Here is a 15,404-nt window from a genome sequence, read left to right as displayed (position 1 = left end):
ACTTGAACTTAATTTTTGAATAATATAAATGCTAGTAGATAATCATAATAGAACCATTAATTACCTAAGGTTGGCCGTAACAGATCGTTGCAACCTGCGTTGTAATTATTGTATGCCAGAGGAAGGAATCAGTTTTGCTAAAAATGACAACCTGTTCACTATTGATGAACTTGTTAAATTAAGTGAGATTGTAATTTCTCAGGGTATTGATAAAATACGAATTACCGGTGGTGAGCCATTTGTAAGAAAAGATTTAATGGTATTATTTCGTAGGTTGTCAGAATTGGAAGGTCTAAAAGATATTTCAGTAACTACGAACGCTACCTTGATAGGTCCACATATTGATGAATTGAAGGAGTTGGGTATCAAGAATATCAATGTGAGTATGGATGCCATAAATCGCGAAGCTTTTGAGCGTATTACCCGTCGTAATCAATATGATGTGGTCTATAATAATATGATTCGCTTAATTACTGAAGGGTTCAATGTTCGTATTAATTTCATAGCGTTAGAGGGTCAGAATACGGATGATATTCTACCAATGTTAGAACTGACTAAACACTATAATGTGTCGGTTCGGTTTTTAGAGGAAATGCCATTTAATGGTGGGTCTAAAGAATTTCAAACTATAAAATGGGATTTCAAAGCTATATTGGAACATATCAAAGAAGCCCATCCAACATATTATAAATTAGAATCGCCAAAAACATCTACTTCTATAAATTATAAGATTCCAGGTTTTAAAGGAACATTTGGTGTTATACCTTCCTTTAGTAGAACATTTTGTGGAAGCTGTAATCGTTTGCGAATTACGGCAACAGGTGATGTCATTACTTGTTTGTATGCTAAGGCAAGCGCTAATTTAAGAGATATTATGAGAGCTGAAGGTGTGGATGAAAATATTAAATCAGCCATTTTGAAGGCTGTGGGCAGCAGAGCTAAAACTGGTTTTGAAGCCCAAGAAAAGTATAAGGACGTTTTTAGTAACTCAATGACTTCTATAGGTGGATGATGGAGAAAAAATTGTCACACATAGATGAATCTGGTAATGCAACCATGGTCGATGTTTCCCAGAAGGAAGCATCGGTTCGAACTGCAATAGCAACGGGAACGGTACATTTTCCTGCAGAAGTTTTTAAATCTTTAACGGACCAAGATTTTGTAGGTAAAAAGGGAAGTATCGTACAAACAGCTGTAATTGCAGGTATTCAAGGTGTAAAGAAAACCGCAGAATTAATTCCTTTATGTCATCAAATCAATCTTTCTAAAATTAATGTTGAAATAGAGCCAAATATTAATCAGTTTAAGATTTCCTGTACAGTAAAATGTAACGAAAAGACCGGTGTAGAAATGGAAGCATTGACAGGAGTGTCTGTAGCAGCGCTTACCATTTACGATATGTGTAAAGCACTTTCGCAAGATATAATTATAGGGAACATTCAATTAGAACAAAAAACAGGAGGCAAAAATGATTTCAAACGCTAAACTATACGGATTGGTGCTTTCCGGTGGGAAAAGCACTAGAATGGGAGAGGATAAAGGATTGATAACCTATCACAAACTGCCGCAAAGAGAGCATTTATATCATTTGTTGAAAGGGGTCTGTAATCGAACATTTATAAGTGTTCGAAGTGATCAAGAAAAGGGAATCTCGCAAGAGTTTGAAACCATGATCGATAAGGACGAATATCGTGGTCCTTATAATGGATTGTTATCTGCGCATGCAGAACATCCAGAAGTTGCTTGGTTGGTATTGGCTTGCGATTTGCCATTGGTGGATAAAGATGCATTACAACAATTGATTGATGGAAGAAATTTGAATAAAATAGCCAGTGCATTCGCCGACGTTGAAAATCCATTACCAGAACCATTGTGTGCTATTTGGGAACCCGAATCTCTCAAACAATCTGTAACTTATTTAAATTCAGGTAATGGTTCATGCCCTAGAAAATTTTTAATAAATGCCGATGTGAATTTGGTGTTTCCAAAAAACAAGGAGGTGCTTTTAAATGCAAATTCGAGGGTAGAATATGAGCAAGCACTACAAAAATTAGCATTATGAATCAGGATAGATATCAACGACAAACAACGCTAAAAGGTTTCGGTCCTGAAGGGCAACAAAAACTTAAATCGGCCAAAGTTTTGGTTGTTGGTGCTGGTGGTCTAGGTGTTCCTGTAATGACCTATTTAAATGCTATGGGAGTTGGAACACTAGGTATTGTCGATGCTGATGTAGTTTCACTATCAAATTTACATCGTCAAGTTCTTTACACTGAAAAGATGGTTGGTGTGCCGAAAGTAGTAGCGGCTAAAACTCAATTGTTAGCACAGAATTCAGATACTAATATTGAGCTATATCAAACTTTTTTAACCATTTCGAACGCACTTGAGATTATAGCTAAATACGATATAGTGGTTGATGCTACAGATAATTTTCCCACAAGATATTTAATAAATGATGCCTGCGTACTTTTAAACAAACCATTTATTTACGGAGCGTTGCATGGGTTTGAGGGGCAAGTCAGCGTGTTTAATTATAAGGGCGGCCCAACCTATCGTTGTTTATTTCCAGAAATGCCAAATGCCGATGCTGTACCGAATTGTAATGAACATGGAGTTCTTGGAATTCTTCCTGGGATAATTGGAAACTTACAAGCCTTGGAAACCATCAAAATACTTACTGAAATTGGCGATGTGCTGTCTGGTGTTTTAGTATTGTTCGATGGACTCACGCAGCGTTTTCAACGAATGAAACTAAGTTTAAATCTAGAAAATCAAAAAATCAAAAACTTAGCAACTAGCTATGACTTTGATTGTGAACTACCAATACAATCAGTAGAAGCGAAAGACTTTCAAAGTCTTTATACTGATGGGAAGATTGAATTGATTGATGTTAGAACAAGTAAAGAGTATGTGAGAAACCATTTAGAGGGTTCTAAACATATTCCTATAAATGAACTTATAGAACGGGTTGATGAGGTAGATATGAAATCACCAGTTTATGTTATATGTCAATCTGGAATTCGAAGTAAAAAAGCAATACTTCAGTTAAACGAGCTCTTCCCTCAAAATAAATTTATCAATGTTGCGGGCGGTATGAACCATATAGTTACCTATGCTCATACCAATTGAACAATTAGCGCTACTATGTGTTGGTTTTTTTATCATTGCCACGCTTTATTCTTCCGTAGGTTTTGGAGGTGGCTCTAGTTATTTAGCATTATTGACGCTTTTTTTAACTAGTTTTTTTGCCATACGTTCTATTGCCTTGGTCTGTAACGTAGTAGTAGTATCGGTTAGTACTTATTTATACTTTAAGAACGGCCATGCTAAATTGAAGGATTTTCTGCCCTTTGTTATTGCAAGTATTCCGTTGGCGTTTATTGGGGCATCTTTTCGATTAAAAGAAGAAGTTTTCTTTATGTTTTTAGGAAGTTCTCTTATACTTTCGGCCGTTTTTTTGGTATCACAAACGTTTACTTTAAAGAGTAACCACAAAGAAACTAAGGAATATTCTAGTTATTTAAGCTATGTATTAGGTGCGGGTATTGGTTTCTTATCAGGATTAGTAGGTATTGGTGGAGGTATATTTTTAGCGCCAGTCTTAAATCATTTACGGTGGAACAAGGCAATTAAAATAGCCGCCTTGGCCAGCTTTTTTATATTGGTCAATTCGATTTCTGGATTATTTGGACTAATGACTAGTGACTCTTTAGTGCTTCCATGGAGGGAGACCCTTTGTTTGGTTGTTGCGGTGTTACTCGGCGGTCAATTAGGAATTCGAATCAGCTTAAAAAAATTATCTGCAAACGGTATCAAAAGGGTTACGGCACTTCTTGTATTTATGGTAGGAATAAGAGTGCTTTTGTTAAATGGATTGGGTGTTTTTTAATTTTTTAGGATTAGTCCTGTACGTATCTAACTTTTTTTCAAGTTAGTTTTATCTTTATCAACATGATCACATTCAAGGAAGCATATCAAAAAGTAATGGATTATCCTTTAGACTTAGGAACAGATGTTGTTCCTCTTATGAAAAGTTTGAATAGAATTTTGGCGGAGGATATTTGTGCGGATCGTGATTTTCCTCCTTTCAATCGTGCTACTAAAGACGGTATTGCTGTCAGCTTTTCAGAACTATTAAATACAGGACATAAGTTTAAAATTGAAGGAGAAGCTGCGGCAGGTGTTCCGCAACAAATTTTAAAAAATACCGGTAACTGTTTAGAAGTGATGACCGGTGCAGTTGTACCAGAAAATACAGATACGGTTATCATGTACGAGCACATAACCATTGCAAATGGTGAGGTGACATTAAACGAGAAAGTTACCAAGGGTCAAAATATTCATTACCAAGGTAGTGATGAAAAAAAAGGAACTATTATTCTTGCTGCCGGTACTAGAATTACTCCTGCTGAAATAGGTGTTATGGCGTCGGTTGGGAACTCACTGGTAACAGTAAAAGGTAATCCAAAAATATGTACAATAGCTACGGGTAATGAATTGGTTGAGGTTGATGCTTTTCCGTTACCGCATCAAATTCGAAAATCCAATACAATTACCTTAGAAGCAGCTTTGTCAGTCGCAGCAATTGAGGCTACTTCACTTCATTTAATTGACGAAAAGGAAATCATTCATCGTGAACTTAAAAACGCTTTAATTAAAAATGATGTACTATTATTGAGTGGTGGAGTCTCTAAAGGAAAGTTTGATTTTATTCCAGAAGTGATGGAATCTTTAGGAGTAGAAAAGGTGTTTCATAGGGTGGCTCAACGACCAGGAAAACCATTTTGGTTCGGAATTCATAAAGAGCTAAAGACAGTGGTTTTTTCCTTTCCAGGCAATCCCGTTTCTACGTTTGCTAATTATCATCTATACTTTTTGCCATGGCTTACTACTTCATGGGGTTTACCCGTGACTGAACATAATATTAAACTTGCTGCCGAATTACAAATAACACCTCCATTGACACGATTTATTCAAGTTAAAACAACATGGAAAGAAGGAACTTTATGGGCAAGTTCTGTTACTGAAAATGGTTCAGGAGACCTTACAAGTTTGGCTAAGGCAGATGGGTTTATTTGTTTAGAACCTAGAGATGAAATCTATAGGGTAGGGGAGTTGGTTAACTTTATTAAAACGAAATAATTAACCCTTAAATAAATTTATATGAAGCCTATTCTAAAAAATATTTTGGCCATCGTTGCCGGATTAGTTGTGGGAAGTATTATTAATATGGGCATCGTAAGGATAAGTGGATTCGTAATTACACCACCGGAGAGAGGGGATATTACTACTATGGAAGGTTTGAAAGCTACTATGCACCTATTTGAACCTAAGCATTTTTTTTTCCATTTTTAGCACATGCAATGGGTACGCTGGTTGGAGCTTTTGTTGCAGCGAAAATAGCGAGTACTAACAAGATGCTTATGGCGTTAAGCGTTGGATTATTATTTTTGATTGGCGGAACGATTAATATTACACTGTTAGGAGGACCAATGTGGTTCAATGCCCTTGATTTGATTGTTGCATATATACCAATGGCCTACCTAGGTTGGAAATTGGCTAAGTGATATTAAATAAACATTGTTTAGTCGAACAAAAAATACTGATCGTTAGCCAATATCAATTATAATGAGTGCTCATCTATTGAATATTTAAGCTAGTACAACTAATAATATTACTTATTCACTCCCTCACTGGCACTATCATTATCTTACTTACCGCTACCGAATCAATTTTAGTCTTGGAATAGTACACCGGAAAGTATTCGTCCTTAGCCCATGGTTCAAAAAGATTATCATAAAATGGACTATTTGGATTGCCGGATTGCCCAGGGCCATTGGTGGCAATGGCAGCATCCCAGTCCCCTGTATTTACAATCATCCTAAATGAGGCACCACTAGTTTGTCTTAGATTTCCACCGGTAGAACCAACCGTATATCCATTCCCGCCTCTAGCTATAGGGCCTAGGTCTAGGTTGGATCTTGTGTCCTGATTTACTACGCCACTTAGAGCATGTTCCATATAAGTGTGTTTATTATTTTTTTGACCATATTGCCATTGGTTGATATCCGATCCAAGTCTAGTTTCCAAATTAGTTACGGCGGTATTAAATGCTTTGCTCAAGAAATCATTCCTGCTCAAAATTGGGGTTGATCCAAATTTAGAATTAGGATGTAGTAGCCAATCAAGAACTGTTTTCATTTGAAGATCAGGTACAAGGCCTTTTCCTTCCTGTGGTACAAATTTTTCATGTGCGTTATCTAAAATTTGGTTTTCCCATTCTACATAAATGGTAGCTGAAATAGAATTGGCTTCAAGATGATAGTCCCACTTTTCTAACTTTTCTTTGGCTAACGAGGCCTTTTTCTCAAATGCTATGCCATCAAGCATGGGTACTAATGTACGGGCAGGAATAGAAAAATAATCTGTCTGAAGTGCCTTCATGTCTTCCATGGTCATCTTTTTAGCTCTTTCTAAGACCTCTGCTATACGCTCACCACGATAAGGGTCTGCCCAAGAGAATCCTATTGCATCCCAGTTTGTATAATCTGTAGGGGTTACATTTTGATTGGCTGTGGCCAAAAATCCTTTTTCAGGATTTACATCATTGGGTTTTTCTATAATGGGTAAATACCCGTCCCATTCAAAGCGACCATCGCCGGGCACAGGAACAAGTCCGCTAAAATTTTTGCGAATGGGAGCAATTCCAACTGCCTGCCACCCAATGGTACCCGTTGTATCTGCCCAAACCATATTTTCCCCAGGGATATGACTATAATTGCAAGCCTCCCTGAATTCTTCCCAAGTACTTGCCTGATCCATGCGTAAAGAAGCCAAATATGGAGATCCTCCTGGTTCTAGCCAGGCACAACGTACAGCATAGGCAACATTATTCTCCAAATCGGTAAAGGTAACAGGCCCATGATGCGTAAAAGAAAGATCTACAATACTATCCTTTTGACCTTTAATTTTTATGGTTTCCTTAATATGGGTCATATCTTTCCACTGGCCAAGGTGCTTATATTGATTCGAATTTTCAGGATTTAGTTCATATACATAAAGATCTTCACCGTCCGTTTTAAAAACGGTAAGGCCCCATGATCCAAATTGGTTGTGACCTATGGAAATACCAGGTATTTCTGGTTCTCCACCTCCTATAACGTTCCATCCAGGTGCTACTAGATGGGTCATATATCGTAGAGAAGGAATAGCAATGGTTCTATGAGGGTCATTGGCCATATAAGTATTTCCATCTTCGGTAAGACTTCCATTTACCACCCAATTGTTACTGCCAATACCTAAAGAATCAGATTTGGTTTCTGATAGTGATAATAAGGCTGTTTCTTCTTTGGTGTTTTTATATGCAGAACTGATATCCTCAGTTTTAAATTTTACGTTTTTACGATAGGCATTATAGAGCTCGAGTATATCATCATCGAATAATGTGGTGTCAATAATTGGGTCTATTGCTAAGGATGGGTCTTTTGGATGCAACCAAAATAAATCCTTTACGGTTTTTGCCCCCAATTTTGCCACCGATCGACCTATTTGTAGTTCGTCTCCAATATTGCCCAATAGGCCTTGGTGTCTTGAAATCACAACCTCTGGCGTCCATTTTTCTGGCTGTATATTTAATATTTTAAATTCGACAGGCAAGAGTTCTGGAGTTTTTAAAATTTCTTCTATGTAGGCATTGACCCCATTTGTATAAGCTGTAATGATTTCCGCTCCATCTTTATGATAGTGATTCATTTCTGTGGTCATGTCCCCTCTAAACTTAAAAAGTCGGGTGCCAATATCACGCTTAAGTTCCCGTTCCCCTAATATTTCGGCCACGGTTCCTGTAGCTTGTCGTCGCCATATTTCAAATTGAAAAAGTCGGTCTTGCGCTGCAGCATAACCTTGTGCAAAAAATAAATCATGTTGATTTTTCGCATAAATGTGGTTGATACCCCATTTATCCCTTGTGATTTCAACAGGTTCTTGAAGTCCCTCCAAGGTTATCTCAGGCGAAGTTTTTGTATTTGATTCCTTGCATGAAAATGTAATGACTAGTAGACTTAATAGGATTAATTGCTTCATGGTTATTAATATTTGGTTGGTCATAAAAAAAGGCCCGATAGCGAACCGGACCTTTTTTAGTTTGTAGCATTCTATAAACTTTTGATTTAAGCCAGTACGTATCAGCTTAAAAGTACAGTTTTATAGTTGTATTAATAAATCAATTTTATTTTCCTTCATATTTACCCATATACCTTTTCCAAAGTTCGGTTTGGTGAGTTTCCAAGGAAATGTCCCTACCGTCGATGAAAGCACGGGTCAATTGATTTCCCGCCATATCCAAAGCATCACCTTCCGAGATGAAAAGGGTCGCACTCTTTCCATTTTCTAAAGTACCATAAAGGTCATCAATACCTAATATTTTAGCGGTATTTCCAGTCAAAAGCTGCACTGCAGTTTCTTTATCTAGCCCTTGCTGAACTACCTGCCCCGCATAGAAAGGTAAATTTCTAGTTTGAAAGTTCGATTCATCGGAATTCTGAATTGCTACTAATAAACCTGCATCTACCAATAATTTTGGAAGTTTATAAGGTAGGTCATAATCATCATCATCAAAAACAGGTAAGTTGTGGGTGTACTGAACCAAAACAGGAATATTGTTACTTTTTAAGAACTCTGTAATTTTATAGGCATGATATCCACCTACCAATACGATTTCCTTCGTGCCGTTTGCTTTTAGAGTATTAATTGCATCAATAATTTCCTTTTCACCATCTGCATAAACATATAGTTTTTGTGTACCATCAAAAATACCTTTCATTGCAGCAAAAGTAGGATTCACTTCTTTAGATGCGGCATTGCCGTAAGCCATTGCATTTTTTAAAAAGGCAATTACGTTTTGTGTCTGTTTGGTATATTCCTTATTCGGTTGGTAGCCTCTCTCTTCACCAGCCCACGAGCGACCTTGCCTAAAGGTATTTGGCCAGTTTAAATGTACACCATCATCAACTTTAATCGCTGCATCTTCCCAGTTCCAAGCATCAAATTGAACGATAGATGAGGTTCCTGAAATCAGCCCTCCTGTGGGTGCTATTTGCCCTAATAACACTCCGTTGGGGCGCATACTTTCCACAACTTTAGATTCAGCATTATACGCTATTAAACTTCGTACATGCGGAATTAAATCTCCAATTTCGTCATCATCGTTTGTAGCTCTTACGGCGTCAATTTCAACTAATCCCAAAGTTTTTGCAGGAGCAATAAAACCTGGATATACATGCTTTCCAGTAGCATCGATTATCTTTCCTCTACGGGCAATTTTCATTTTAGAATCTCCAACGAAAGTTAGTTTACCATCTTCGAACATGATTAACGAGCTTTCTATAACTTCCCCGTTTCCCAAGTGGGCAGTTGCACCTTCAATGGTAATCGCTTCCGTTTGTTTAGGCGCTGGTGTTTGTTGTGCTATGACTTGCATGACAAAACCGAAGGCAATGAATAAGGTTATATATTTTTTCATTTTAATTGTTTTAATTTTTGTGATACTTCGCATCTGTTACGCTGATTATAGACTTTCGCAGGTGAAGTTTCTTTTTACACTTTGCTTTGGTTCTTGCGTTTTCTTGCCACCACTTTTTTCTTTTAACATCATGGTGACTAATTCATTTCTCTCTTTTTTAATAGTTTCACGGTTTTTTTTATCTACTTCTATATCAAAATAAGTAGTTCCTTCAATGATAGTTTTCTCCGCTTTTGAATATACTGAAAGCGGATTTCCTGACCATAAGACTATATCAGCATCTTTGCCTTCCTTTATGCTTCCTACGCGATTATCTATATGCAATAACTTAGCAGGGTTGAGAGTTACCATTTTCCAAGCTTCCAATTCGGTCATGCCACCGTATTTGATGGTTTTAGCAGCTTCTTGGTTTAATCGTCGAATCATCTCTCTGTCATCACTGTTAATTGCCGTAACAACACCTTGTTTTTGCATTATAGCGGCATTGTAAGGGATTGCATCATTTACTTCATATTTGTACGCCCACCAATCACTAAACGTGCCGGCTCCAGCTCCATGCTCTGCCATTTTATCTGCGACCTTATATCCTTCTAGAATATGTGTAAACGTATTTATTCTAAAGCCAAAATGTTCAGCAACTTTCATCATCATATTAATTTCGCTCTGCACATACGAGTGACATGATATGAAACGTTCACCGTTTATGATTTCTGCCAAAACTTCCATTTCCTCATCATAACGATACGGCTCACCACTTTTCTTTTTAGTGTCGTACTCTTTTGCTCGTTGAAAATAGTTCATGTAAAGTTGTTCAACACCCATACGAGTTTGTGGGAAACGTGAAAAGCTTTGCCAGTTACTTTGCTTTACATTTTCACCTAAGGCGAACTTGATGAACTTTGGCGAATTGTCGTAAATCAATCCGTCAGCTTCTTCACCCCATTTCAATTTTAAAATAGCAGACCTACCACCAATTGGGTTAGCGGAACCATGTAATAACTGTAATGAAGTGACACCTCCTGCAAGTGAACGATAAATACCCATATGTTCTGGGTCAACTACATCTTCCATTTTTACTTCAGCGGTACTATTCTGTCCTGATTCGTTTACGGCTAATGCTGCAATATGACTGTGTTCATCGATAATTCCCGCAGTTAAATGCTTGCCTGTGGCATCAACAACCTTTGCACCACCGGCGCTTAAATTGGTTCCAATTTTAGCAATCTTACCATTTTTGATTAGGACATCGGTGTTTTCTAAAATTCCCGCATCTTCACTCGTCCATACCGTAGCATTTTTAAATAAAATATTTTTTTGCTTTGGTTTTTCAGCAAAACCATAACCTACATTTGGGTAGGTGACAGGCATCACTTTTGGAGTTTCGATGGATTTGTCATTATTGTCCCCTTTCGGCTCAAATGCTTTAGATTTTGTAGCCATAAATTGTGATTCGGTACCGTCGGGTAATACCAATCGACCTGTAAGATTATCAGTTATATCGGTGATTGCACCGGTCATTCTATACGTTTTCTCATTTTCTTTTGTTGCAAATGAGAAAGTGACCCAATCATTGTCATAAGTCAATTTAGATGTTAGTTTCGTTGTGTCTTGCTTTACCTCTAATTTGGGTTTTGAAACTTCACCGGTAATTGACATATCATATGTTGTACCCAGTAATGAAATGTTGTAATCTCCACGAATATCTTTAGTATCCATAGGGTTGATTACACTTTTAGTACCCTGTACCCAATTTTCATAAAGTGTGGTGGAGCTGTCGAATAAATCTCCAGATGTGATTAAGAAGTTTGCAAGGGTGCCATTCTGTAAAGAACCTATTTCATTTGATTTTCCTAAGATTTGAGCAGGAACAGTAGTCAATGCCTCTAAAGCTTTGGTTTTATTTAGCCCGTACTCAATAGCCTTCATAAGTTTTTCCTTAAAATTTGAGGGCGATTTTAAGTCATAGGTAGTCAATGAAAACTGAACTCCATTTTCTGCCAGAACTTTTGGGTTGGTAGGGGCTTGGTTCCAAAATCTCATATCTTGCAAAGAGACATAGCCTTCAGCATACGGGTCAGAAACATCATAAGCTTCTGGAAAATTTATGGGGATAATAAATTTTGCATTGGTAGCCTTGATTTCCTCAATGCGTTCAAATTCATTTCCGCCACCCAGAATCGTGTATTGTATACCATATGTATCTCCAATTTTATCCGCTCGTAAATCATGTCCTTTGTCTTTAGCTTCAAAAATCTGTACCAAACCTTTGTTAGCGTTTAAAGCTTCTAAAGATAAATCGGTAGTGGTTGAGTTACCTTTTGAATACCAAGCAGCATCGCTATACATTTGTCGTAATAATGCCAATGTTCCCATTATGGAACTTGGGTATGACTGCTCTTTAATAATACTATTGTCCATTGAAAAGTATTGTGCGGATTGGTCATCTAGGATACGATTGGCATCTGTTCCTTGACCATTTAATGCAATTAATATTCCAGAACCTCTGGCAATACCATCTTGAATATGCGAGTTTACGACACCAAAACCTGCTTCACGCAAAGTTTTAGCCTCTTTGTCATCATATTTAAATTTGGTAATAGCCCTGTTTTCTGGCATAATATGATCGTTCCAGTAATAGCCTTCTCTAGATGGTTCGTATTGTGCAGATCTACCACTACCTGGTTTCTTTTTAGGCTGTTCTACCCCAAATTTGGAATAAACATCTATAAAGGATGGATAAATTGATTTTCCATCCAAATCGATAACTATAGTGTTTTTTGGTAGGTTGATCGTGCTTGAAGCATTTACTATTTTATCATTTTGAATTAATAAGGTTCCCTTATTTATTATCTGTGTAGGAGTTACATAGATTTTTGCATTTGTGAAAGCTGTGTAATTATTATTATTCGCTTTGACTCCAGCATTTTCCGGAAAATACTCTTGTGCAGTTAAAAATGAACCACATAAAAGTAGGCATAGTACAAAAATTAGTTTTTTCATTGTTTTTAGTTTGAATTAGTATTTTAAAAATACAGGGAATGAACAGTATCTTCGGCCTATTTCACTTTTGTTTAACACAAAGTTTAACCTAAAATGGGAATACGTAATTAATTGATAAAATCTCTAAATTAGAGTTGCTGTAATGGATTCTAATTTTGGAATTTACAGTTGGAAATTCAATATTACAGATAAGGATTTTGACTTAGTAAATCATTAAACTGTAACTAGGCTTTCTGTATAAAAAAAAGTAATTTTCTGAAATCGGTTTATAAGGGATATTGTTTGTGATAGGCTACCAAAAGCGATACCACGGCGTTGTAACTCTTGATGCCTTCAGGTTGATTATTTGCCTTTAAAAAAGAATTGAAAATAGATTTAAAAACGGGTTCCATCGGGTTCTTATACGAATTCCAGAAAATAGCCATTTCCTGAAAATTACTTTTTACACCTGGGTTTAAGGAGGGAATTAAACGGTCAAAAACTTCTTGATCTCCGCGTCTTATGTCATTTAAACAATACCCCAACGCATACGCATAGGCAGCATATTGAAAATACGCATCTTTATTTTTTGCAGTAACCAAGTACCCGATAAAGTTTGTTTCGTTCTCTGCAGAATAGCCCAGTTGATGACCAATTTCATGACCTACAACCACCGGGAACCTAAAATTGGGGAGAATGCCATTTGTTTGCGCTTCATTTGTAAAAGGATTTAGGTAACCGGCATAACCCATATAGGTTAATCCTGTACTGAATAGCGACGTCTTTACGCTGGGAGTGGTATACATTAAAAATGGATGTATTATTTCTAGGTTGTTATATCCGGCAACGGTCATATTAAAAATTTCGTTTTGTGTATAGGGGATAACTACAGCCAAGCTAGAATCCTTGGTTATTTTTAATTGCGCTTCATTTGTTTTTGTAATCAACTTTTGAGTGAAATCGACCAATTCTTGATAGTCTTTGGTTTCTATCAATTTCAGTTTAATTGCCAATGGTTCTCGGTAATAGTTTAGTCCCCACATCATATGGAACGTGAAATAGGTTACTGATAATACCATAGCAATGTCTCTCAGAAATATAAGTTTGTGTTGCCAAATAGATTTTCTTTGGGTTATCAAATAAATAAGAGCACTTAGTATTAGTGCGAAATAAAGTAGATCACCAACAGAAAAAGGAACCCAACCGAATAGAAATCTGAAAAATTTTGAAATAAATGGATATAATCCATTACTATAATAATCTTCTACTAAAGCCGCATGCTGCCCGAGCCATTTCACTAGAATGATTTGGGGAACCAATGAAAGTGCGACGGCATTTTTTAATGATATCTTCATTATCTCAAAAATAGCGAAATCCTTTTTCTATCAGTATTTTTGGCAACATTAACTATGAAATAATGCTATGAAGATTAATCAATTAGAACCTAAGTCGGTTTGGAATAATTTTTCGAAATTAAATGAGGTGCCTAGAGCTTCTAAAAAAGAGGAAAGGGTAATTGCCTTTATGATGGATTTTGGCAACAAACTTGGCTTGGAAACTTTTTCTGATGATACAGGGAATGTCATAATCAGGAAGCCTGCCACAAAAGGTATGGAGTCTAAAAAAATGGTTACACTGCAGAGTCATTTAGATATGGTGCATCAAAAAAATGGTGATACTCAATTTAATTTTGATACACAAGGAATAGAAATGTTCGTTGATGGCGATTGGGTTAAAGCTAAAGGAACCACATTAGGGGCCGATAACGGAATGGGAGTCGCAGCTATAATGGCTTTGTTAGAGAGTGATTCTGTTCCGCATCCGGCGCTTGAAGCATTGTTTACAATTGATGAAGAAACGGGTATGACAGGTGCTTTTGGATTAAAAGGAGGAGTTTTAAAAGGAGAAATACTTTTAAATCTAGATACCGAAGAAGACGATGAAATTGATATAGGATGCGCTGGTGGTGTCGATGTTACCGCCAAACGCACGTATAATGAAAAGTCTTGTGTACATGGTGATGCGGGACTTCAAATTACTGTGAAAGGATTGAAGGGTGGCCACAGCGGTATGGATATTTATAAGGGGCAGGGCAATGCCAACAAAATTATGAACCGTTTGCTTTATTTAGGGCTTGACTTTAACATGCGTATTAGTTCTTTGAAGGGTGGTAGTTTACGAAATGCAATCCCTAGAGAAAGTCTTTGCCAATTGAATATTGGTAGAAAGCAGGTAGAGGAATTCACGAATAAATTCAATGAATTGTCTGATGCCATCAAGACGGAATTAAAAATACAAGAACCTAATGTTATCATTAGCCTATCTGAAATAGAACCGGCGAAAAAAGTCATGGGTTTAGGTGCTCAAGGAAAATTGATAAAATCCATCTACGCTGCTCATAATGGAGTATATGCAATGAGTGCTGCTATTAAAAATTTAGTTGAAACGTCTAATAACGTAGCAAAAATAGTAGTTAAAGACGGTAAGATTATTATTGGCTGTCTTACGCGTTCATCCGTTGATTCTGCAAAATTAGATTTAGCCAATGCGTTGCGTTCGGTTTTTGAATTGGGAGGATTCGAAGTGGACCTTTCAGGTGATTACCCGGGTTGGAGTCCAAATCCGGATTCTGAAATCCTATCTATTACCAAGCATACATATATTAAATTGTTCAAAGAAGAGCCAAAGGTAATTGCATGCCATGCGGGTTTAGAATGTGGTATATTAGGTCAGAATTACCCACAAATCGATATGGTAAGTTTCGGACCTACAATATTAGGAGCGCACTCGCCAGACGAGCGTGTCAGTATATCTTCAGTACAGAAGTTTTGGAAATTTCTTATTGCAATACTAGCAGTTACACCAGAAAAATAAAAGCATAAAAAAACCCGTTAGAATGAAC

At 37.0% G+C, this 15,404-nt stretch carries 13 protein-coding genes; 9 read left to right on the top strand and 4 right to left on the bottom strand.

Annotation, left to right across the window (positions count from 1 at the left end; all coding sequences use genetic code 11):
• Window positions 1–28 precede the first annotated feature (28 nt).
• The 8 genes from moaA (at window position 29) to ES765_RS22675 (ending at window position 5,570) form a co-directional block, all read left to right on the top strand.
• On the top strand, window positions 29–1,012 hold the full coding sequence (gene moaA, locus ES765_RS07500; protein WP_138112808.1) for a GTP 3',8-cyclase MoaA: 984 nt from the start codon (window positions 29–31) through the stop codon (window positions 1,010–1,012).
• The gene (gene moaC, locus ES765_RS07495; protein ID WP_317131401.1) at window positions 1,009–1,485 is read left to right on the top strand and encodes a cyclic pyranopterin monophosphate synthase MoaC; all 477 of its coding nucleotides are present in this window, start codon (window positions 1,009–1,011) and stop codon (window positions 1,483–1,485) included. Before moaA ends, moaC begins: the two co-directional genes overlap by 4 nt.
• Window positions 1,469–2,062, top strand: coding sequence for an NTP transferase domain-containing protein (locus ES765_RS07490; RefSeq protein WP_138112806.1), 594 nt, complete (start codon window positions 1,469–1,471; stop codon window positions 2,060–2,062). Before moaC ends, ES765_RS07490 begins: the two co-directional genes overlap by 17 nt.
• The gene (gene moeB, locus ES765_RS07485; RefSeq protein ID WP_138112804.1) at window positions 2,059–3,132 is read left to right on the top strand and encodes a HesA/MoeB/ThiF family protein; all 1,074 of its coding nucleotides are present in this window, start codon (window positions 2,059–2,061) and stop codon (window positions 3,130–3,132) included. Before ES765_RS07490 ends, moeB begins: the two co-directional genes overlap by 4 nt.
• Window positions 3,116–3,892 (top strand): sulfite exporter TauE/SafE family protein, encoded by a 777-nt coding sequence (locus tag ES765_RS07480; protein WP_138112802.1) that lies wholly within the window; start codon window positions 3,116–3,118, stop codon window positions 3,890–3,892. Before moeB ends, ES765_RS07480 begins: the two co-directional genes overlap by 17 nt.
• 62 nt (window positions 3,893–3,954) lie before the next feature.
• The gene (locus tag ES765_RS07475) at window positions 3,955–5,145 is read left to right on the top strand and encodes a molybdopterin molybdotransferase MoeA (RefSeq protein ID WP_138112800.1); all 1,191 of its coding nucleotides are present in this window, start codon (window positions 3,955–3,957) and stop codon (window positions 5,143–5,145) included.
• Between the two features lie 21 nt (window positions 5,146–5,166).
• The gene (locus ES765_RS22680; RefSeq protein ID WP_317131400.1) at window positions 5,167–5,358 is read left to right on the top strand and encodes a hypothetical protein; all 192 of its coding nucleotides are present in this window, start codon (window positions 5,167–5,169) and stop codon (window positions 5,356–5,358) included.
• Between the two features lie 8 nt (window positions 5,359–5,366).
• On the top strand, window positions 5,367–5,570 hold the full coding sequence (locus ES765_RS22675; protein ID WP_317131399.1) for a hypothetical protein: 204 nt from the start codon (window positions 5,367–5,369) through the stop codon (window positions 5,568–5,570).
• Window positions 5,571–5,685: 115 nt separating this feature from the next.
• On the opposite strand, the gene ES765_RS07465 is transcribed toward ES765_RS22675, so the two are convergent.
• The 4 genes from ES765_RS07465 to ES765_RS07450 all read right to left on the bottom strand — a co-directional run bounded on the left by ES765_RS07465 (window position 5,686) and on the right by ES765_RS07450 (window position 13,857).
• Window positions 5,686–8,085, bottom strand: coding sequence for a penicillin acylase family protein (locus ES765_RS07465; protein ID WP_138112798.1), 2,400 nt, complete (start codon window positions 8,083–8,085; stop codon window positions 5,686–5,688).
• A 145-nt stretch (window positions 8,086–8,230) separates the two neighbouring features.
• Window positions 8,231–9,523 (bottom strand): amidohydrolase family protein, encoded by a 1,293-nt coding sequence (locus tag ES765_RS07460; RefSeq protein ID WP_138112796.1) that lies wholly within the window; start codon window positions 9,521–9,523, stop codon window positions 8,231–8,233.
• A gap of 45 nt (window positions 9,524–9,568) precedes the next feature.
• Window positions 9,569–12,523: an amidohydrolase family protein gene (locus ES765_RS07455; protein WP_138112794.1), complete on the bottom strand. Its 2,955-nt coding sequence runs from the start codon at window positions 12,521–12,523 to the stop codon at window positions 9,569–9,571.
• A 266-nt stretch (window positions 12,524–12,789) separates the two neighbouring features.
• Window positions 12,790–13,857 (bottom strand): DUF3810 domain-containing protein, encoded by a 1,068-nt coding sequence (locus tag ES765_RS07450; protein ID WP_138112792.1) that lies wholly within the window; start codon window positions 13,855–13,857, stop codon window positions 12,790–12,792.
• A 67-nt stretch (window positions 13,858–13,924) separates the two neighbouring features.
• Between ES765_RS07450 and ES765_RS07445 the strand changes: the two genes are divergently transcribed.
• Window positions 13,925–15,376, top strand: a complete 1,452-nt coding sequence (locus tag ES765_RS07445; protein ID WP_138112790.1) for an aminoacyl-histidine dipeptidase — start codon at window positions 13,925–13,927, stop codon at window positions 15,374–15,376.
• Window positions 15,377–15,404: the final 28 nt, after the last annotated feature.

This window comes from Maribacter sp. ACAM166, assembly GCF_005771495.1.
In the GTDB taxonomy this organism is placed as follows: Bacteria; Bacteroidota; Bacteroidia; order Flavobacteriales; family Flavobacteriaceae; genus Maribacter.
Note: the sequence above shows the minus strand (reverse complement) of the source record. Positions and strands in the feature narration are given on the sequence as shown.

Coding starts and splice junctions, on each gene's coding strand:
- ES765_RS07465 (WP_138112798.1), bottom strand. CDS start 8,085: ATGAAGCAATTAATCCTATTAAGTCTACTAGTCATTACATTTTCATGC.
- ES765_RS22680 (WP_317131400.1), top strand. CDS start 5,167: ATGAAGCCTATTCTAAAAAATATTTTGGCCATCGTTGCCGGATTAGTT.
- ES765_RS07445 (WP_138112790.1), top strand. CDS start 13,925: ATGAAGATTAATCAATTAGAACCTAAGTCGGTTTGGAATAATTTTTCG.
- ES765_RS07450 (WP_138112792.1), bottom strand. CDS start 13,857: ATGAAGATATCATTAAAAAATGCCGTCGCACTTTCATTGGTTCCCCAA.
- moaC (WP_317131401.1), top strand. CDS start 1,009: ATGATGGAGAAAAAATTGTCACACATAGATGAATCTGGTAATGCAACC.
- ES765_RS07490 (WP_138112806.1), top strand. CDS start 1,469: ATGATTTCAAACGCTAAACTATACGGATTGGTGCTTTCCGGTGGGAAA.
- ES765_RS07480 (WP_138112802.1), top strand. CDS start 3,116: ATGCTCATACCAATTGAACAATTAGCGCTACTATGTGTTGGTTTTTTT.
- ES765_RS07460 (WP_138112796.1), bottom strand. CDS start 9,523: ATGAAAAAATATATAACCTTATTCATTGCCTTCGGTTTTGTCATGCAA.
- moaA (WP_138112808.1), top strand. CDS start 29: ATGCTAGTAGATAATCATAATAGAACCATTAATTACCTAAGGTTGGCC.
- ES765_RS22675 (WP_317131399.1), top strand. CDS start 5,367: ATGGGTACGCTGGTTGGAGCTTTTGTTGCAGCGAAAATAGCGAGTACT.
- ES765_RS07475 (WP_138112800.1), top strand. CDS start 3,955: ATGATCACATTCAAGGAAGCATATCAAAAAGTAATGGATTATCCTTTA.
- moeB (WP_138112804.1), top strand. CDS start 2,059: ATGAATCAGGATAGATATCAACGACAAACAACGCTAAAAGGTTTCGGT.
- ES765_RS07455 (WP_138112794.1), bottom strand. CDS start 12,523: ATGAAAAAACTAATTTTTGTACTATGCCTACTTTTATGTGGTTCATTT.